The following is a 19891-nucleotide window of genomic DNA, read 5'->3' on the forward strand; positions in this document are numbered from 1 at the left end:
CATGGCCAACGCCACCCTTTCCGGAAAACCCTTGAATGCGGCGCACCTGTCGCCGACGCATCTGCCACCCAATTCGAGGTTGCTGTCGAACGGCAGGCTGACCACGCTGATCAACGAGTCCGGCAGCGGCTTCACGCGCGCCGGCGACATCGCCCTGACGCGCTGGAACGGCGACCGCGTGGCGGACGCCGAAGGCTGGTTCTTCTACCTGCGCGATGCCGAAACGCACGACCTCTGGTCCATCGGCGCCCAGCCCTGCGCCGTGGCGCAGGACCCCGACCTGCAGCGCGCCGCCGGCGCCGGCGCCGTCAGCATGTGGCTCGAAGTGTCGGCCTACGGCATCCTGGCCCATATGGAAGTGGTGGTGCACCCGGACCGCGACGTGGAATTGCGCAGCATCGTCGTCACGAACCTGTCCGGCCGCTCGCGGCTGATCGAATTGACGGGCTACCTGGAAGTGGTGCTGAACCGGCAGGCCGACGAGGCCGCGCATCCGGCCTTCTCCAAACTGTTCGTGCAGACCGAGCACGACCGGGCCACCGGCGCGCTGCTGGCGCACCGCCGCCCGCGCGGCGCCAACGAGCCGGGCCTGTGGATGGTCAACGCCGCCATCGGCGGCACCGATCCGCAATTCGACACCGACCGGGCCAGCTTCCTGGGCCGCGGCCGCGGCACCTGCCATCCGCACGGCCTGGACAGCGAGAACCTCGCCGGTACCGCCGGCAACGTGCTCGACCCGGCAATGGCGCTGCGGCGCACACTGGCGCTGGGCATCGGCGAGCAGGCGCGGCTCGTGTTCATGCTCGGCACGGCAGCGACGCGGGAGGATGCGCTCGCCCTGGCAGCGGAGCTGCCCCACATGAACGTGCCGGCCATCCTGGGCGATGCGCAATTGCGCGAAACGGTGCTGCTCGACACGGTCGGCCTGCCCGCTGCGCAGGCCGAGTACTACCACCAGCTGGCCGCCGCCGTCCTGTATGGTCAAGCGGCCGTGCGCGGTGGCGCGTCCGCCGTGGCGAGCCCCTCTGCGAACGCGGCGCAGTACGGCGTCCCGGCGGGAAAGCTGGCGATCGTGCACACCGCGGGGCCGGACGACCTGATGCTGCAGGCGCTGCTGTCGGCGCGCCGCTACTGGCAGGCCAAGGGCCTGAACCTGAACATGCTGGTGCTGGACGAGCACGGCAACGGCACTGCCGTCGAGCAGGGCTTGCTGGTGCGCCGCACGGCCGACTTCGCGCCGGAGCACCTGGCGCAGTTCGAACGCACGGCGCAACTCGTGGTGCGCGGCAAGCTGCCGGCACTGTCGCGGCCCGACGGGCACGCGTCGGTGCCGCCGCTGCGCCGCATCCCGGTGCCCGACAACACGCCGGCGCCGCCGCGCGCGGACCTGCAGTTCTTCAACGGCTATGGCGGCTTCAATGCCGCGGGCGACGAATACGTGATCCGCATGGATTGGGACCGCCACGCGCACCGCCCCCGGCGGCCGCCGCTGGCCTGGACCAACGCGATCTCGAACGAGAACTTCGGCTGCCTGGTGAGCGATGGCGGCGCCGGCTGCACGTGGAGCCGCAACAGCCGCGTGCACCGGTTGACGCCGTGGTTCAACGACCCGGTGGGCGATCCGCACGGCGAGGCACTGTACCTGCGCGACGAGGACACAGGCGAGTTCTGGTCGCCGCAGCCGGGCCCCGTGCCGGCCGCCGCGCCGTACGAGGCGGCGCACGGCTTCGGCTACAGCCGCTTCGACCATGCCAGCCACGGCCTGCGGCAGGAAACGCTGGTCTTCGTGCCGCGGCACGACCCCGTGAAGATCGTGCGGCTGACGGTCACCAATACCAGCGGCCGGCCGCGCCGCGTGGCGCTGTACTCCTACCAGCAGCTGGTGCTGGGCGGCACGCCGGCCGACAGCGGCCGGCACGTCGTCACCGAGTACGCTGCGCAGGCGGATGCGGCAGGTCACACGATCCTGGCCACGAACCCGCAGGCCGGCGTGTTCGCCGATGGCGTCACCTTCGCCGCGCTGCACGCGCCGCTCGCCCAGGTGACGCATTTCACGGCCGACCGCGCCGCCTTCATCGGCCGCCACGGGGCCACCAACCGGGCCGCCGGGCTGGCCGTGCCGGCGCTCGACCATGCCACCGGTGCCGGGCTCGATCCCTGTGCCGCCTTCCAGGCCGTGTACGACCTGGCGCCGGGCCAGGCCGTCAGCTGCGTGTTCCTGCTGGGCGAAACGCAGGCGCGCGACAGCGCGCTGGAGCTGGTGCGGCGCTACCGGGCCGAGGGCGCCGTGCAGGCCGCCCTGGAGCAGGTGGTGGACTTCTGGCGCGCGACGCTGGGCGCGGTGCGCGTGGATACGCCGGTGAAGGAACTGGACCTGGTGATGAACGGCTGGCTCATGTACCAGAACCTGTCGTGCCGCATCTGGGGGCGCTCGGCGTTCTACCAGTCCGGCGGTGCATTCGGCTTCCGCGACCAGTTGCAGGATTCCTCGGCGCTCGTGTATGCCCGGCCCGACCTGGCCCGCCGGCAGATCCTGCTGCACGCGGCCCACCAGTTCGAGGAGGGCGACGTGCTGCACTGGTGGCATCCGGCGCCGATGGAGCAGGGCCTGCGCACGCGCTTCTCGGACGATCTGTGCTGGCTGCCCTACCTGACCGCCTTCTATGTGAACACCACCGGCGACCTGGGGGTGCTGGACGAGGTGCAGCCGTTCCTCACCGCACGCCAGCTGGAGGAGGGGGAAGACGAGGAGTATCTGCAGCCCGCGCCGGCGGGCACCAGTGCCAGCGTCTACGAGCATTGCTGCCGCGCGCTGGACCGTTCGCTGACGAAAGGGGGGCATGGCCTGCCGCTGATGGGCACCGGCGACTGGAACGACGGCATGAACCGCGTCGGCCGCGAGGGCAGGGGCGAGAGCGTATGGATGGGCTTTTTCCTGATCCGTATCCTGCGCGACTTCATCCCGTTCTGCGAGCAGCGGCGCGACACCACGCGGGCCAAGGCCTATGCGGATTACCTGGAGCACCTGCTGCGGGCCGTGAACGACGCCGGCTGGGATGGCGAATGGTACCGCCGCGCGTATTACGACGACGGTGCCGTGCTGGGCTCGAAGGACAGCGACGAGTGCCGCATCGATGCACTGGCGCAGGCCTGGGCCGTGATCTCGGCGGCGGCGCCGCCGGAGCGCGCCCGGCAGGCGCTGGACGCGATGGAGGCGCAACTGGTTTCCGAAGACGATCGCCTGATCCGCCTTCTCACCCCGCCGTTCGTCGATACGCCGCACGATCCCGGCTACATCAAGGGCTACGTGGCGGGCGTGCGCGAGAACGGCGGCCAGTACACGCATGCGGCCTGCTGGGCGGTGCGCGCGCTGGCCGAGGCGGGGCGGCGCGACCGCGCGGCGCGGCTCTTGCGCATGCTGTCGCCCGTCAGCCACGCGCTCGACACGGCGGCGGCGGACGTCTACAAGGTGGAACCGTATGTGGTGGCGGCCGATGTGTACGGCGCCGCCCCGCACGTGGGCCGCGGCGGCTGGACGTGGTACACGGGATCGGCCGGCTGGCTGTTCCGCGTGGGGCTGGAGTCGGTGCTGGGCATCACGCTGGAAGGCGGCGACACGCTGGTGGTGGCGCCGCGCATTCCCGACGACTGGCCGGAATTCCACGTGCACTACACGCTGCCAGGCGGCGGCTCGTACCACCTCGCCGTGCGCAACCCACACGGCGCCGCCGCAAAGGTAATCGGTGTTACGCTGGATGGACTACCGTTGAACATCGTCGACGGCGTCGCGCGCATCCCCCTCTTGCAGGATGGCGGGCCGCATGGCGTCGACATCCTGCTGGGAGGAGCGTAGAACATGGCGGACCTGAAGATTCGCGGCGTGCGCAAGCGGTTTGCGGACACCACCATCCTGCACGGGATCGACCTCGATATCGGCGACGGCGAATTCGTCGTCTTCGTGGGGCCGTCCGGCTGCGGCAAGTCGACGTTGCTGCGCACGATCTGCGGGCTGGAGGAGCCGGACGAGGGCACGATCGCGATCGGCGGCCGCGACATGACAAACGTGCCGCCCGCGCAGCGCGGCATCGCCATGGTCTTCCAGAGCTATGCGCTGTACCCGCACATGACGGTGTACGAGAACATGGCGTTCGCGCTGAAGCTGGCCGGCACGCCGCCGGCCACCATCCGCGAGAAGGTGCTGGCCGCGGCGGCCAGCCTGCGCATCGAGGCACTGCTGGAGAGAAAACCGAAGGAATTGTCCGGCGGGCAGCGCCAGCGCGTGGCGATCGGCCGCGCCATCGTGCGCCATCCCGAAGTGTTCCTGTTCGACGAACCGCTGTCGAACCTGGACGCGGCGCTGCGCGTGCAGATGCGCATCGAGTTGAAGAACCTGCACCGCACCCTGAAAAGCACGATGATCTACGTGACGCACGACCAGGTGGAGGCGATGACCCTGGCCGACCGCATCGTGGTGCTGCGCGGCGGGAAGGTCGAGCAGGTGGGCGCGCCGCTCGACCTGTACAACCGGCCCGACAATGTGTTCGTGGCCGGCTTCATGGGGTCCCCGGCGATGAACTTCCTGCGCGGCGCGGCCGACGGCAGCGGCGCCATCGTGCTCGCCGCCGGCGGCTCGGTCGCCTTGCCGACCGCCGCCGGCCTGGCTTCCGGCGCCCCCGTCACGCTGGGGCTGCGTTCGGAACACGTCGCGCTGGGCGAAGACGGCGACGGCATTCGCGCCATCGTGCAGAACGTGGAACTGCTGGGCGACTTCAGCTTCGTCTACCTGCAAACGGAAAGCACCGGCGAAGCGCTCGTCGCCCGCGCCGACAGCAACAGCAGCTGGCACCCCGGCCAGCGCACCATCGTCACCGCCGCCACGCCGCAGTGCTGGCACCTGTTCGACAGCGACGGCTTGGCGCGGCGCTGATCGGCGCTAGAGCTTCGTCGAGCGGCGGAGCGGCAACCGGGCTAAAATGGCCGTTTTGGCGAAAGAAGAAGCGAAACGCATGGCATACAAAACTATTGCCGATACGATCGGCAACACGCCGCTGGTCCAGCTGGTGCGCCTGCCGGGCGCGGAGGCGGCGGCGCGCAACAATATCATCCTGGGCAAGCTGGAGGGCGACAACCCGGCCGGTTCCGTGAAGGACCGCGCGGCCATGTCGATGCTGCGCCGGGCAGAGGAGCGCGGCGACATCAAGCCGGGCGACACGCTGATCGAAGCCACCAGCGGCAATACCGGCATCGCGCTGGCGATGGCGGCGGCAATCCGCGGCTACAAGATGGTGCTCTTGATGCCGGAAAACCTGTCCGAGGAGCGCCGCCAGAGCATGGCGGCCTATGGCGCGCAGATCGTGCTCACGCCAAAGACGGGCGGCATGGAATACGCGCGCGACCTGGCCGAGCAGATGCAGCGCGACGGCAAGGGCATCATCCTCGACCAGTTCGCCAACGGCGACAATCCGCGCGCCCACTACGAGACGACCGGCCCGGAGATCTGGCGCGATACCGAAGGCCGCATCACGCACTTCGTGTCGGCCATGGGCACCACGGGCACCATCATGGGCGTGTCGCAATACCTGAAGGAGCAGAACCCGGAGGTGCGCATCATCGGCGCCCAGCCGGAAGAGGGCTCCTCGATCCCGGGCATCCGCAAATGGCCGGAAGCCTACCTGCCGAAGATCTTCGACAAGGCGCGCGTGGACCAGATCGAATCGGTGTCGCAGGCGGCGGCCGAGCGCATGGCACGCCGGCTGGCGGCGGAAGAGGGCATCTTCTGCGGCATTTCGGCGGCCGGCGCGTGCGAGATCGCGCTGCGTATTTCGCAGACCGTGGAAAACGCGACGATCGTGTTCATCGTCTGCGACCGCGGCGACCGCTACCTGTCCACCGGGGTGTTCCCCGCATGATGGAATCGCGAGCCGCAAAAAAGCCGGGGTGACCCGGCTTTTTTTTACAATCAGCTGTTGCTGTTGTTGTTCGAGTTGCTTGCCGACGGCGTTTCGCCTTCCTTTGGCTTGAACTGCTTGTCGCTGATGCGGAACTTGTTGCGGCGGTCGCCCATCAGGTAGCGCAGGTCGCGGATCGACAGGTCGCTCACTTCGTGCATACGGATCAGCAGCGACGCGCCGACCGGCAGGCGGTGGTGGCGGATCTTGCTGATCACCGGCGGTGCCACTTCGAGCGCGCGCGACAGGGCGGCGTCGTTTTTCAGGCGCAGGTTCTCGATCAGCGTGTCCAACAGGCGGTTCGGATTGTACTGCAGCAGATCATCGCCTTCCGAATCGTTGTTCATATCAATGCCGACTTGGTTTGTCATGATGCGTCTGTTCCTTCTGTAAAGTTTGTCCTGCAAAGTGAATCACTCGGAGCTCATGCTGCGCGTGAAAGTTCTTCTTCACCGAGGAACAATCGACACACGAATCCGGGATAACAAGTTTCATAATATATACACAATTGTACAACAACAGGCAATGTCGTACCTAGAAGCAATAAAAAAATATTACCCTTTGATGACGCCGTTGTCGCATTGCAACAATTGGTGAGAATTCTACCGCAGTTTGTGTGCTAGATAAACAAGCGCGGCTTTGTCAATCGAACAATTTTAAGTGTAATATAAAACTTATCATCAATGCTGCCAATAAAGCAACTGTATCCGCGGCGAACAGCGGTATATGTTACATATCGGCAACGAATGCCTCAAGTGGCATTACCCATCTTTACACTCTTCAATCTACCCGGCTACACGCCGCGCCGGGACTGCTCATTGACGGGCCAGCCGGACGGCGCGCCCCAGTTCCACCACCGACATCGCGTAGAAATAGCTGCGGTTGTATTGCGTGATCGTGTAAAAGTTGCCGGAGGCTACCCAGTACTCCGTCGGCTCCGAGCCGTTCTGCAAATCCACCAAGCCATAGAGCATGCCTGGCGGTAACGTGGATGTAGGGACGACACCGGCCGCCATCAAGGCCTCGGGCTGGAATTTCGCCTCCAGGCTGCCATCGGCGAAGCTTTCCCACTCGCGGGCCGGCGACACGGTGGCCGGGAACACGATCGGGCCCGGCTGGTCGCGCTGCCAGCCATGGCCGACGAGGAAGGAGGCGACGCTGCCGATCGCGTCGGCCGGCGAGTTGCGCAAGTCGATATGGCCATCGCCATCGAAGTCCACGGCATATTTCAGGATATTGCTGGGCATGAATTGCGGCATGCCGACGGCGCCGGCGAACGAACCCCGCAGGGACAGCGGGTCGATGCCGGTCTGGCGCGCATAGAGCAGCGTGGCTTCCAGCTCGCCCCGGAAGAAGGTCATGCGGGCATCGCGGTTCGGCGCGACGGGGTAGGCGAAGGCGAGCGTGGTGAGCGTGTCGACCACGCGGAAACGCCCCGTGTCGCGGCCGTAGATCGTTTCCACGCCGATGACGCCGGCCAGGATCTCGGCAGGCACGCCGTACAGCGACTCGGCGCGCGCCAGCGTTTCCGCGTTCTCGTTCCAGAAGCGCACGCCCGCGGCGATGCGGATCGGTTCGATGAAGCGGCTGCTGTAGACGGTCCAGTTCTTCGGCTTGCCCGGCGGCGCCGGCTTGACGAGCTGGACGACCGAATCGAGGTAATTCACCTTGCCCATCAGGGCATCGAGTTCGGCGCGGGTAAAGCCGTGCTTGGCCACCATCTCGTCCATGAACGCTTGCACTTCCTTCCACTGGCCGAAGTTCACGAACTCGCCCGTGTAGTAATCGCTGGCCGGGGCCGGCGCGGCTTTCTTCACTGCTTTCTTCGTGGATTTTTTCGCTTTCTTCGCCTTCGCGGTCTTGGCCGATTCGTTCGGCGCGGCCAGCAGTTCGGCGGGGAGGAGGCTCGTGGCGGCAACGGTTGCCGCCAGCAGCAGGGTAACGAGGGTCTTGAATTTCATCGTGACAGGCTCAGCAGTTTAGCCAGCCGGCGTGCCGACCGGGCTCGTTCATCGTCAGCCAGCGCGCGGTAGCGCAGCGCGGCATACAGTTCCAGGAATTCGGCCATCGCGGCCTTCTTTTCCAACGGCAGCGCCAGCGCCGCCACGCGGCGGGCCAGGCTGTGCGGCCCCTCGTCGGGCGCCCGGCGGATGCCATGGCGCGCCAGCAGCGCGCAAAACCGTTCCCATGCAGCTTGCACGGGATCACTCCGCCGCCGCGCACGCACGGTGCGCCACAGCCAGCCGAGTGCCAGCAAAGCCGGCAGGGCAACGAGGGTGCGCCAACTGCCGGCCTGCTCGGATAGTTCCGCAAGGAAATTTCGCTGCCGTTCGGGATTGTAATCCAGCACCCATTGATTCCAAGCATTATTTGCCGCGTTCACGTGGAAACGGAGGCGTGCAAGCCACGAATCCTTGTCGGTTCGGAAAGCTTCCAGTCCAAACGGGGCCCGTTGCGGCAGGGCGGCGCCCATTCCCAGGCGCACCCGGTCCGGGGCCACGGCGGCGGTCGGATCGACCCGAGTCCAGCCGCGGCCCTTCAGCCAGACCTCGGCCCAGGCGTGGGCGTCGGATTGTCGCACCGTCATGTAGCCGTCGACCGGATTCAATTCGCCGCCCTGGTAGCCCGTCACCACCCGCGCCGGCACGCCGGCGGCGCGCATCAGGAACACGAAGGCGCCGGCGAAGTGCTCGCAAAACCCCTGGCGGGTGACGAACAGGAATTCATCGATCGACTCGCGGCCCAGCAGCGGCGGTTGCAGCGTATAGACGAAGCGTTTTTCACGCAGCAGCAGCAGGGTATGGGCCACGATGCGCGCGTCGTCGTCGCGGGCCGCGCGGATCTGCCGGCCCAGCTCGCGCGCCTTCGGGTTCGACCCGGCCGGCAACTGCAGCCACTTGCCCGTCAACGCCGGGTCGAGGGCCGGTTGTACCGCGTAGTCGGCATAGGCCGCGGCCCGATAGCGCACGCGCCGGTGCAGCGGGCGGACCGTGAAGCTTTCCAGTTCATCCGAGACGCCGACTCTTTCGCCAGGCACCTCCAGCGCCGGCGGCGTCAGCTCCAGCGTGAACAGCCAGCGGCGTTCGCTCGGTTCCAGCGTCACCTCGTAGGGCAGGGTGGCACCGCCGACCGTCAGGGTCATCGCGTCGCCGTCGCGGCGGTACAGGCGGCCGCCGATGCGGGTCCAGGTTCGGCCATCGTAGTGGCTGAGCACCACGCCGCGCCAGTACAGGCGCTGCTGGTCCGGCGGCGCGCCATCGAAGCGCACGCGGAACGCCACCTCTTCGGACAGGGCCAGATTCGTCATCGTGCCCGGGGCCATCGAGTCGGAGATGCCGCTCTTCGGGCCGCGCCCATCGCCCGGCATGCCCCACAGTGGGCCCTCGAAGCGGGGGAACAGCACGAACAGCAGGGCCGCCAGCGGCGCCGCCATCAGGAACATCTTGCCGGCCAGGCGCACGCGCCGGCCCAGCGGCGGCACGCTGCCCGTGTACTGGTAGGTGACCTGCACGGTCAGCAGGGCGACCAGCGTGGCGGCCATGGCGACGCCGGTGAGGATGCTCTGCGAATAGAAGAAATTCGTCAGCATCAGGAAGAAGCTGAGGAACAGCACCACGTACAAGTCGCGCTTGGCATGCATTTCCAGCAGCTTGAACGCCAGCAGCAGCGCCAGCATCGCCACGCCGGGGTCCTTGCCCAGCAGTGTGCCGTAGGACTGGAACACGCCGCCCATGGCGATCAGCGCGATCGGCAGCAGCAGCCAGATCGGCGGCAGGCGGCGGCCGCGCAACGTGAGCAGCGTGCGCCACAGCAGCGTGACGCAGACGGTGCCGGCGATCCACCACGGCAGGTGGGCGAAGTGCGGCGCGATCACCAGCAAGGCGGCGGCCACGAGCAGCAGCGTGTCCTGCTTGTCGCGCGCGAGGGTGCGCAGCGCCTTCATGGCGCGGTCTCCCGTCCATACAGCGCCAGCGCCTGCAGGCAGGCGGCCCGGTGGGCATCGCCCAGCCCGGCCCCGTAGCGGAGCGGGCCAAGGTGGAACGAGTAGGGCAGCGCGCGCTGCTCCGCTTCCAGCACCCAGCGCGTCATGCGCGCCAGGCGCAGCTCCACGTCCAGGTGCGCCGGCAATTGACCGAAATCGAGCGCCAGCTCCGCCACGGCACCGCCCTCGAAGTGCTTGGTCACCAGCTGGCCGCCATCCTCGGGCGACAGCCGTGCGATCTGGCGCCAGGCGAGGTGGCGCATCGGGTCGCCCGGCTGGTAGCTGCGGATGCCGGCGAAATTATCCAGGCCGACTTCCCCATGGCCTTCCTCGCTCGCGGCGCCGCGCACGGGCAAGGGCGGCGCCGGCGTTTCCGGCTGCGGGTAGACCAGCACGCGGCCATCCGGCTGCCACCAGCTCCAGGCCCGGAACAGGCCGAGCGGAAAGCGCGTTTCCAGGTGGATGCGCGGCGTGCGCAGCCAGCCCCGTTCGCGCGTGGGAATGGCCAGCGCCACCGCGGCGCTGCCCCGCGCCGGCACGTCGGCCGGGTGTTCCGCGGCCCCCTTGTCCTCGAAGCGCACGCGGATCGCATAGCGCTCCGCATCGCGGCGATCGTGCAGGTGCACTTCGAACTGCGCCGCGTCGCCGGCGAACACGGGCGCGGCGCGACCGGCCGCGAGGCGAAGCCCGGCCAGGTTCTGCACGGTCAGCACCATGTCGGCCAGCGCGCACGCGGCGGCCAGGAAGGTCAGCGCGAAGCCCAGGCCCAGGGAGTAGTTCGTGGCGCCGATCAGCATCAGCACGAGAAGGAGGGTGAAGGCGAGGCCGGCCCTGGCGGGCAGGATGTACACGCGGCGCAGCGTCAGCACCACCTCGCCGTCGCGCGCCTTGCGGCGCTCGAAGCGGAACAGACGGCGCCAGAACGCTTCGAGCATCGCTAGACCGGCACCGATTTCTGCAATTGCAGCACCAGCTCGCGGCTGGCCAGCGCCACGCCCTGGTTCGATTTCACGGGCCGCAGCCGGTGCGCGCACACGGGCACCAGCACCGCCTGCACGTCCTCGGGGATCACGTGATCGCGCCCTTCCAGCGCGGCCCAGGCACGTGCCGCCTGCACCAGCGCCAGCGCGGCGCGCGGCGACAGGCCCTCGGCGAACGCGCCGTTGCCGCGCGAAGCCAGCACCAGCGCATGCACGTAGTCGATCAACGCCGCGGAAGTATGGATGCCGCGCAGGCTGCGCTGCGCCGCGGCCAGTTCGGCCGGCGTCATCGCCGGGGTGAGGGACTTGAGCATGCTGCGGCGGTCCTCTCCCATCAGCAGCGCGCGTTCGGCGGCCGGGTCTGGATAGCCCAGCGAGAGGCACATCAGGAAGCGGTCCAGCTGCGATTCCGGCAGCGGGAACGTGCCGATCTGGTGGGTGGGATTCTGCGTGGCGATGACGAAGAAGGGTTCGGGCAGCGCGCGCGTCACGCCATCGGCCGTCACCTGCCGCTCTTCCATCGCTTCGAGCAGGCCGGACTGGGTCTTCGGCGTGGCGCGGTTGATCTCGTCCGCCAGCAGCACCTGGGTGAAGATCGGCCCTGGGTGGAACACGAAGCCGTTCTTTTCGCGTTCGTAGATCGAGATGCCGGCCACGTCGGCGGGCAGCAGGTCGCTGGTGAATTGCACGCGGTTGAACTGCAGGCCGAGCGACAGGGCGAGCGCATGCGAAAGGGTCGTCTTGCCCACGCCCGGCACGTCTTCGAGCAGCAGGTGGCCGCCGGCCAGCAGGCAGGCCAGCGATTGCCGGATCTGCACATCCTTGCCGACGATGAGGCTGCCCACCTGGCGCGCAACCGCGTGCAATTTTGAATACATGGTCTCTGTTATAGTTGGCCCTGATGCGGGCCATTCTACCCTGCCAAAATAATGATGCGGTAAAGAAACTTGCGCACAGAATTCGAGACAAACGTTGAGACATGAGCACAGCCATCTACAGCCACCCCGATTGCCAGCGCCATGAGATGGGCGAGTGGCACCCCGAGTGCCCGGCCCGGCTGCAGGCCATCGCGGACCAGCTGATCAATTCCCACATCGACGGTTTGCTCGACCATCGCGAGGCGCCGCTGGCCGACCTCGCCGCGATCGCCCGCAACCACACGCCGAACGCGATCGCCATCGTGCAGAGCCAGCCGCACGAGGGCGACGATTACTACCCGATCGACGGCGACACGTCGATGAACCGGTACAGTTATACGGCCGCGCTGCGCGCCGCGGGCGCGGCCGTCGCCGCCACCGATGCCGTCATCGATGGCGAGATCGACAATGCGTTCTGCGCGATCCGCCCGCCCGGCCACCATGCGCGGCCGTCGGTGCCGATGGGTTTTTGCCTGTTCAACAACGTGGCCATCGCGGCACGCCACGCGCTGGACGGGCGCGGCCTGGAGCGGGTGGCCATCATCGATTTCGACGTCCACCATGGCAACGGCACCGAGGAAGCATTCCTGGACGAGCCACGCGTGCTGATGGCCAGCTTCTTCCAGCACCCGCTGTATCCGTATTCCGACCCGTTGCCGATCACGCCGAACCGCATCAACGTGCCGGTACCCGCCTTCACGAAGGGCGACGCGGTGCGCCAGCTGGTGCAGGACAAGTGGCTGCCGGCCCTGCATGCGTTCAAGCCGCAGATGCTGTTCATCTCGGCCGGCTTCGACGCCCACCGCGAGGACGACCTGGCCAGCATGGGCCTGGTGGAAGCGGATTACGCGTGGATGACGCAGCAGGTGATGGAAATCGCCAGGCTGTACGCCAAGGGCCGCATCGTCAGCTGCCTGGAAGGGGGCTACAACCTGTCGGCGCTGGGGCGCAGCGTGGTCGCCCACGTCAAGGCGCTGGCGGAACTCTGACGGTCAATCTGACGGTTAATTTGCATAGCTGAACTCGACGAGCGTGTCGTCGCTCCACGAGCGGTCCGCCAGTGGCGGATTGAACACGCGGCGGTGGTGGCGGTTGACGGGGATCTGCTCCTGGCGCTCGCCGTCGCGCAACCAGGCCGCCTTCAGGGGCGCGGGGGCGTCGAAGCCCATGTGCATCGTCATGGAGAGGCATGGTCCACCGGTGGCGCCCAGCGCGGCGCGTGCCGCCGGCGCCAGGTCCTGCTGCTCGATCGCCCACTGCACGGCGCACTGCGCGCGCAGGTCGCCCAGGCGCCGCGCGTTGGCCGGCACGCCGGGGCTGCGCACGTCCGCCCGCCAGCGGAACGAATGCTTCTTCTTGTTCAGCACCAGGTTCGCATTGTCCTGCAAGGCCGCCGTGTTGCGCGGCAGCGTGAAGCCGCCGTCGGCATCGAGGCGCACCGGCACGGTGACCGTGTTGCCGACGATTTTAAGTTCCAGTCCGTCCAGCTTGTCCTCGCGGGTGGCCGGGCGCAGCACGAAGCGCAGCGCGGCCTTCGGCGCCCGGGCGCGTGCCGCGTCGAATGCATCGAGGCCCTTGGCCATCGTGGCATAGGCTTTCAGCTCCGGGTCGCGCACGGTGCTCACTTCGACGACGGGTTGGGCGGATGCCGAAATGGCAAGGAAGAGCAGGGAAGCAAGGGCGGGTTTCATGGGAACGTACAACGGTCGGGCAAAACGGAGATGGTAACAGCGCGGCCGGTGCCGGTAAAATAGCGGATTGTTCCAGACATTTACAAGGCAACAGCATGTCCATTCAATGGTTCCCCGGGCACATGAACGCCGCCAAGAAGAAGGCGGCCGAACAGATGGCGGATGTCGACGTCGTCATCGAGGTCGTCGACGCCCGCCTGCCGGCGGCCAGTACCAATCCGCTCGTCGGCGAGCTGCGCAAGTTCCGTTCGAAGCCTTGCCTGAAGGTGCTGAACAAGATCGACCTGGCCGACCCGGAGGCCACCAACGCCTGGATCCGCCACTTCGAGCAGGACAAGACGGTGACCGCGTATGCGATGACGACCAAGAAGCCTTCCGACGTGGCGAAGGTGATCGACAAGGCGCGCGCGCTGGCGCCGCACCGCGGCGTGCCGACCAAACCGCTGCGCATGATGATCATGGGGATCCCGAACGTCGGCAAGTCGACCCTGATGAACGCGCTGCTCAAGCGCCGTGTGGCCAAGGTGGGCGACGAGCCGGCCGTGACGAAGACGCAGCAAAAGATCTACCTCGACATGAACACGGCCATCATCGACACGCCGGGGCTGTTGTGGCCGAAGATCGAGATGCCCAGCGACGGCCTGGCGCTGGCCGCCAGCCACGCGATCGGCGCCAATGCGCTGATCGAGGAAGAAGTGGCCGAATGGCTGGCCACCGAGCTGCTGAAGCGCTATCCCCAGCTGCTGACGGCCCGCTACGGTTTCAAGACGGAGGGCATGGATGGCATCGCCGTGATCGAAGGCGTGGCGCAAAAGCGGGGCTTCCGCGTCCGCGGCGGCGACCTGGATTTCGAAAAGGCGTCGCACATGCTGTTGCAGGATTACCGCAGCGGCGCGCTGGGGCGCATTTCGCTGGAAACCCCCGAAACGCGCGCCGCCGCGCTGGCCGTGTTTGCCGAGGAGGAGCGGGTGAAGGCCGAGGCGGCCGCGGCGAAGGCGGCCGAGAAGGAAGCGGAGCGGATGCGGGGCAAGCGGGGGACGTAGCAGGAGAAAACCGGTGTCAGACACCTTTATTTCCGAAAAGACTGGAAATAACGGTGTCTGACACCAGGCGGATCCGCTGGTGTAAATAAAGGTGCCCGGCACTGGGCGGATCCGCTGGTGTAAATAAAGGTGTCTGGCACTGGGCGGATCCGCTGGTGTCGTACACCATTTCGGGTGTCTCATCCGAAATGGTGTACGACACCGGTTTTCTCAAGAAGCCACCGGTTTTCCGTCGCTTACCCGAACCTGAAACTGCTCACCGCCAGCGCCCCCATGAACGCCTCCTCGTGATATACGACAGCGGCATCCTCCTCCTCGGCCGCGCCGAGCGCCACCATCAGCGGCAGCAGGTGCTCCTCGCGCGGATGCGCGGCGCGGGCGGCCGGGGCGCGTTCCCAGTTCATCAGCGCGATGCTGCGCTCGGCCGGCGGCAGCGCCATGGCCTGCCGCAGCCAGCCGTCGAACTGGTGCGAGGCGGCCGCGCCGGCGCCGTTGAAAGCGCGCAGGTTGTGGTAACTGAGCCCGCTGCCCACGATCAGCACGCCCTCGTCGCGCAGGGGCCGCAGCGCGCGGCCCGCCTCCAGGTGCTCGAGCGGATCGAGCCCGCGCTTCAGCGATAGTTGCACGATCGGCACGTCCGCTTCCGGGAACACCGGGTACAGCGCCGAGAACGTGCCATGGTCGAAGCCCCGCCCGGCATCCAGTCCGGCACGGATGCCGGCATCGTGCAGCAGCGCCTGGGCGCGGGCCGCCAGTTCCGGCGAGCCGGGCGCCGGATAGCGGATCTGGTAAGTGTGCGGCGGGAAGCCGCCGTAGTCGTAGATCATGCCGGGCTGCGCGCCGGACGACAGGGCGAATTCCCCGCCTTCCCAGTGCGCCGTCACGGCCAGCACGGCCCTGGGCTTGCCGTTGACCTGCCGCGGAATGTCGCGCAGCGCGGCGTCCAGCACATCGTAGGCGCCGCCGAACTCGGCTTTCATCCATGGCCAGGGGCCGCCGCCGTGCGACAGGAAATAGGTGGGCAAGCGAGTGGGCATACCGGACTCCATCGTTTCAGGTATGAAGAATATACGGCCCGCGCCGCGCCGCCACAACCAGCAAAATCTCGATACTGATGTTCGAATCAGTGCAAGTGATGCGGCCCGGCGTCGTCCCGCGCCAGCGCCGCCAGCGCGAACAGCCGCGCCATGCGCATCCAGGCCACGGCCAGCACGATCGCCTGCGCCAGCAGCAGCGCACCCAGCGTGCCGGGCAGGCCGATGGCCGGCACATGCATCCTGGCCCATCCCAGCAGGGCGGCCAGCGCCAGGCCCGCAACGGACGGCACGGTCCATGCCAGCAGTGCACCGCCGGGCCGGCGCCACAGCAGGGCCAGGCCGGAAGCCCAGGCGCGCACTGCGCCGGTTCGGCGCCGGTCGATGGCCAGCATGGCGCGGCCGGCATCGACGGTGAGGTTCGCCAGCAGCACCAGGAGCACGGCGGCCGTGGCGGCGGCAATTTGCCAGGGCTGCGTGTCGGCATAGGTGATGGCCCGGGCCGCATGCTGCCGCGCCATGTCGGCCAACTCGCCGCCGAGCAGGGCGGCGGCGCCCAGCGGCACCACGGCCCACGCCAGCATGCGGAACATGCGCGGGTATTGTTCGCCGGCGCCCGACAGCAGCTCGCGCAGCCGCGGCGGTTGCGCCGCGCGCACGGCCGTCACCGCCGCCCCGGTCAGCAGCGGCGACAGTAGCAGCGTGAGGATGAGCGCCCCGACCCCCGCAGCCGTCAGCGCATCGCGCTCGCGCAGTACGGCCGTGCCCAGGTCGGTGAGGGCGATCATGTCGAGCGCACGCGCCAGCGCCGGCACATGCACGGAGTGGTCGAGTTCCCGCGCCAGCAGGAACCACACAGGCAGCGATGCCAGCACGGCCGGCAGCAACAGGCAGACCAGCCACAGAAGCAGCAGGCGCCATTGCAGCGCCACGCCGGCCGCGTTCAACAGGCGCTTCATAGCGCCGCCACCAGCGCGAGCAAAGCCTGGGTCACGGCGGCGAAGTCGAACGTCCAGCGGCGCGTGGCCGCATCGTCGGCTTCGACCGTGCGCGTGTCGTCGAGCTTGTTCGTGTCGAGCAGGTGGCGGCGTTGCGGGTCCAGCTCCGCCGACACGGCTTTGGCGCGCTTGACCCATTCGAAGCGCTTCCATGGTTCGTCGCCGTTCCATTGCACGGTCTCGCGGCTGCCGTCCGCGAATGTCACCACGAGGGTCTGGGGAACGGCCGCGCCGCGGCGGCGCACCACGACCTTGGTCTTGAACGGCCGAGCTCCACCCGGCTCCAGCATGGCCGGCGTCAGTTCCACCAGCTTGCCCTGCCGCGTCGCGTAACCCGGCTGTGGTGACAAGGCTTCGCTGGTGAGCGAGGCGATGCGGTCGTCCACTTTTTGCACCGCGTACACCTGCTGGGCGAAGACGGTTTCCACCAGCGCCCGCTTGCCGCTGACCTCGGCAAGCGTCTCCCGCAGGTCGGCCACGCTGGGGTGCCGGAAGCGCCAGCGCCGGTAGTACTCGCGAAAGGCCCGGTCCATGACCTCGGTCCCCAGTTGCGCCTGCAGGTCGTGCAGCATCACGGCCGTGCGCGAATAGGCGGGGCCGACGCCGTCGAGCCGTTCCCAGGTGTTCGCGCCGATCGGGTCGGCCGGTTCCTCGCGCGGCGCGTCGAGCCGCTCGCCCGGGAAGCCGCCGAACGCGAAGGCTCCCGCACCCTCGAGCAGGGTTGCCAGCACGGGCAGCGAAGCGGGCCGCTGGCCCAGCATGCGCACATTCCAGTATTCGTTCAAGCCTTCGTCCAGCATCGGTTCCTCGAACTCGTTGCTGGCCACGATGCCGTGCAGGTACATGTGCGCGAATTCGTGCACGGTGACGAAATCGAGGTCGTAGCGGTCGCGCGTGCCGGGCGCGGGATCGAGCACGCTGTCGGTGGTGAAGAAGGTCGGGTATTCCATGCTGCCCGCGTGGGCGGCATTGTACGGCGCGATCACCACCGTCAGGGTATCGTAGGGATAGGGGGCGAACTTGTCGGCGAAATAGGCCAGCGAGCGTTTCGTCATGTCCAGCACGGGGGCGGCGTTCGACGCATAGTCCGGCGGGTACAGCACCGTGATCGCCACCGGCCTGCCGCCGGGTGACGACCAGGTGCTCCGCAGCGGCGGCGCCGTGCGATTGTCCGCCGTCCACGCGAAATCGTGCACGTCGCCCTGCGCGTAATGATGGGTGACGAGGCCGTCGCGCTCCACCGGCTTGCCTTGCAGGGCGCCCGTGGCGCCCACGGTATAGCCCTTCGGCACCGTCAGCTTCACGTCGTAGTGGCCGAAGTCGGCGTAGTACTCGGAATCGGTATGGTACTCGTGGACGTTCCAGCGCACTTCGGTGGCGCCGCGTTCGCCCGGCAGTTCCAGCACGCCGATCTTCGGGAACCACTGCGCCACCAGGTGGAAGGTGCCGTAGTGGCCGGTGCGTGCCGTCACGCGCGGCAACTGGTCAAAGAAGGCGATGTCGAGCGTGGTGCTGGCACCCGGCGGCACACCGCGCGGCAAGTCCAGGCGCACCACGGTGCGGTCGGTCTTCGGGCCGCCATCCGGTTGCACGAACGTCCACGGCACATCGGTCCCGCCCTGGCGCACGTGGCGCAGGTCGGTGTAGCCCCATTCGCCTTCGCCCGTGCCGTCGGCCAGGCCTTGCGCGCGCAGCTCCGTCATGAAGGTACTGTCGCCATTGCGAAAGGCGTTCAGGTACAGGTGCAGGTAGACACTGTTCACCGTGCGGTCGCTGCGATTGCGCCAGATGAGCTGCTGCCGGCCCTCGACCGTGTGCCGCACCGGGTCGAGCGCGGCTTCGATGCGGTAGTCGGCCACCCGTTCGGACAGCGTGGCTTCCGCGCCGGTACGGATACCGCCCCAGGCACCGGGGCTGCTGGGCGTTTGCACGGCCGCTGCGTGCGCCGATGCGAACGGGATTTCCTGTGCCGGGCCGGAACGGGCGACCTGCGCCAGCGGCGCCGGCTGAACCAGCAGCGCGGCCGCCGCCGCGGCCACCACCACGATCGATTGCAGGACGTGCATGCTGCTCCTTGTGCAGGGACGATGGGGCCACTATAGCGAGGCTCATGCATGGATGGCAATGCCCGCGGCATCTTAAATCCGGCTTAACAAGGACATAAGGAGGACTTGGGCTTACACACCGTTACTTACGCTGACGCAAAAAATGGTAATCTCCCGGCGTTTGCATTTACCACCGACCCAACGAGAAGGAAGATCATGCGTCCACTGCGCCGCCTCATGCTTGCCGCCACCGCCATGCTGGCCTTGACCGCCACCGCGTCCCAGGCGGCCGGGCCGGGCTACACGACCCTCTCCACGCCGGTACCCGCGACCGCGCCTGGCAAGAAGGTCGAGGTCATCGAATTCTTCATGTACACGTGCCCGCACTGCTACGCGCTCGATCCGCTGCTGGAAGAGTGGGTCAAGAAGCAGGGCGACCGCATCGTGTTCAAGCGCCTGCACTTCGCCCAGGGCCCGACCGACCCGCTGGCGCATGCGTATGTGACGCTGGAGGCGATGGGCCAGACCGAGCTCGTGCACAGCAAGATCCTGCGCGCCATCCATGGCGAGCGCCAGCGCATCTATCGCAGCGACGAGCAGATGAAGGAATTCCTGGTCAAGAACGGCGTCGACAAGGCCCGCTACGAACAGCTCTTTAATTCGTTCAGCGTACAGACTAAGATGAAGTCACTGGCCAACACCATCGGCAAGTACCAGGTCACGTCGGCACCCACGCTGGTCGTGGACGGCCGCTACATGACGTCGCCGACGATTGCCGGCGGGCCGGGGGCCTCGGAAGTGCAGGCCGGCCGCCAGACGATCGCCGTGCTGGACCAGCTGGTGGCCAAGGCCGCGGCGGAAAAGAAATAATCATCGAGCTGTAGAGAGGTTGTCATGAGCGATCGCGAAAAAGGCATCATGGAAGCGTTCAACGCGCTGGAGCCGGATGAAAAGCGGCTCTTTTCCGTCAGCAACGTCAACCATCTGGCATGGAGCCTCGTGGTCGTGCTGCTGGTCCTGGCCGGCTGGCTGGCCGCGGCGCTCGTCAATGCCGAGAACCAGCGCCATGCGCTGATGACGAAGCAGTGCCAGGACCGCGTGTTCAAGGAAGAGGTCGACAAGATGTGCCTGCTGACCGTGCGTTCCCGCGAGCACTGGTGGCAGCACCTCACCTACGGCATGGGGCACCTGTCGCCGGAGAAGTGATGGCGTTGCTTGAGTAGAAAAAGCCCGCGGATGCGGGCTTTTTTGTT

Annotated in this window: 16 protein-coding genes; 7 read left to right on the forward strand and 9 right to left on the reverse strand. The window is 67.5% G+C overall.

Going from position 1 to position 19891, the window contains the following annotated elements; translation table 11 throughout:
* Nucleotide 1: 1 nt before the first annotated feature.
* The 3 genes from V6Z91_RS14945 (at nt 2) to cysM (ending at nt 5909) form a co-directional block, all read left to right on the forward strand.
* The gene (locus V6Z91_RS14945) at nt 2–3853 is read left to right on the forward strand and encodes a hypothetical protein (protein ID WP_338771634.1); all 3852 of its coding nucleotides are present in this window, start codon (nt 2–4) and stop codon (nt 3851–3853) included.
* A gap of 3 nt (nt 3854–3856) precedes the next feature.
* A complete protein-coding gene (ugpC, locus tag V6Z91_RS14950) occupies nt 3857–4927 on the forward strand; it encodes a sn-glycerol-3-phosphate ABC transporter ATP-binding protein UgpC (RefSeq protein ID WP_338771636.1) in 1071 nt (356 codons plus the stop codon).
* 79 nt (nt 4928–5006) lie between these two features.
* Nucleotides 5007–5909 carry a cysteine synthase CysM gene (gene cysM, locus V6Z91_RS14955; RefSeq protein ID WP_338771639.1) on the forward strand — a complete coding sequence of 301 codons (903 nt, stop codon included), beginning with the start codon at nt 5007–5009 and terminating at the stop codon, nt 5907–5909.
* A 50-nt stretch (nt 5910–5959) separates the two neighbouring features.
* Here the strand turns inward: cysM and V6Z91_RS14960 are convergent, their stop codons facing one another.
* The 5 genes from V6Z91_RS14960 to V6Z91_RS14980 all read right to left on the reverse strand — a co-directional run bounded on the left by V6Z91_RS14960 (nt 5960) and on the right by V6Z91_RS14980 (nt 11788).
* Nucleotides 5960–6319: a hypothetical protein gene (locus V6Z91_RS14960; protein WP_338771642.1), complete on the reverse strand. Its 360-nt coding sequence runs from the start codon at nt 6317–6319 to the stop codon at nt 5960–5962.
* Between the two features lie 444 nt (nt 6320–6763).
* Nucleotides 6764–7909, reverse strand: a complete 1146-nt coding sequence (mltB, locus tag V6Z91_RS14965) for a lytic murein transglycosylase B (RefSeq protein ID WP_338771645.1) — start codon at nt 7907–7909, stop codon at nt 6764–6766.
* Nucleotides 7906–9891, reverse strand: a complete 1986-nt coding sequence (locus V6Z91_RS14970; protein WP_338771647.1) for a DUF3488 and transglutaminase-like domain-containing protein — start codon at nt 9889–9891, stop codon at nt 7906–7908. Before V6Z91_RS14970 ends, mltB begins: the two co-directional genes overlap by 4 nt.
* Entirely contained in the window at nt 9888–10865 is a 978-nt protein-coding gene (locus tag V6Z91_RS14975; protein ID WP_338771649.1) for a DUF58 domain-containing protein, read from the reverse strand. Before V6Z91_RS14975 ends, V6Z91_RS14970 begins: the two co-directional genes overlap by 4 nt.
* 2 nt (nt 10866–10867) lie before the next feature.
* Nucleotides 10868–11788 carry a MoxR family ATPase gene (locus V6Z91_RS14980; RefSeq protein WP_338771651.1) on the reverse strand — a complete coding sequence of 307 codons (921 nt, stop codon included), beginning with the start codon at nt 11786–11788 and terminating at the stop codon, nt 10868–10870.
* 101 nt (nt 11789–11889) lie between these two features.
* On the opposite strand from V6Z91_RS14980, the gene V6Z91_RS14985 reads away from it, so the two are divergent.
* The gene (locus V6Z91_RS14985) at nt 11890–12816 is read left to right on the forward strand and encodes a histone deacetylase family protein (RefSeq protein WP_338771653.1); all 927 of its coding nucleotides are present in this window, start codon (nt 11890–11892) and stop codon (nt 12814–12816) included.
* Nucleotides 12817–12831: 15 nt separating this feature from the next.
* Here V6Z91_RS14985 and V6Z91_RS14990 read toward each other — a convergent pair whose 3' ends face one another.
* On the reverse strand, nt 12832–13518 hold the full coding sequence (locus tag V6Z91_RS14990; RefSeq protein WP_338771656.1) for a hypothetical protein: 687 nt from the start codon (nt 13516–13518) through the stop codon (nt 12832–12834).
* Between the two features lie 95 nt (nt 13519–13613).
* On the opposite strand from V6Z91_RS14990, the gene ylqF reads away from it, so the two are divergent.
* Nucleotides 13614–14561, forward strand: a complete 948-nt coding sequence (gene ylqF / locus V6Z91_RS14995) for a ribosome biogenesis GTPase YlqF (protein ID WP_338771658.1) — start codon at nt 13614–13616, stop codon at nt 14559–14561.
* Nucleotides 14562–14797: 236 nt separating this feature from the next.
* Here ylqF and V6Z91_RS15000 read toward each other — a convergent pair whose 3' ends face one another.
* From V6Z91_RS15000 to V6Z91_RS15010, 3 genes are all read right to left on the reverse strand, one after another.
* Complete coding sequence (locus tag V6Z91_RS15000) at nt 14798–15598, reverse strand: class III extradiol ring-cleavage dioxygenase (RefSeq protein ID WP_338771660.1); 801 nt, start codon at nt 15596–15598, stop codon at nt 14798–14800.
* 86 nt (nt 15599–15684) lie between these two features.
* Nucleotides 15685–16554 (reverse strand): hypothetical protein, encoded by an 870-nt coding sequence (locus V6Z91_RS15005; protein WP_338771662.1) that lies wholly within the window; start codon nt 16552–16554, stop codon nt 15685–15687.
* Complete coding sequence (locus V6Z91_RS15010; RefSeq protein WP_338771665.1) at nt 16551–18659, reverse strand: M1 family metallopeptidase; 2109 nt, start codon at nt 18657–18659, stop codon at nt 16551–16553. The genes V6Z91_RS15005 and V6Z91_RS15010 overlap by 4 nt, the downstream gene beginning before the upstream one ends.
* Before the next feature lie 195 nt (nt 18660–18854).
* Here V6Z91_RS15010 and V6Z91_RS15015 point away from each other — a divergent pair, with 195 nt between their 5' ends.
* Together V6Z91_RS15015 and V6Z91_RS15020 are read left to right on the forward strand one after the other, a co-directional pair.
* Nucleotides 18855–19508 (forward strand): thiol:disulfide interchange protein DsbA/DsbL, encoded by a 654-nt coding sequence (locus V6Z91_RS15015; RefSeq protein WP_338771668.1) that lies wholly within the window; start codon nt 18855–18857, stop codon nt 19506–19508.
* A 24-nt stretch (nt 19509–19532) separates the two neighbouring features.
* On the forward strand, nt 19533–19844 hold the full coding sequence (locus V6Z91_RS15020) for a hypothetical protein (protein ID WP_338771670.1): 312 nt from the start codon (nt 19533–19535) through the stop codon (nt 19842–19844).
* Nucleotides 19845–19891 lie beyond the last annotated feature (47 nt).

This window comes from Massilia sp. METH4 (assembly GCF_037094685.1).
Classification (GTDB): domain Bacteria; phylum Pseudomonadota; class Gammaproteobacteria; order Burkholderiales; family Burkholderiaceae_D; genus Rugamonas.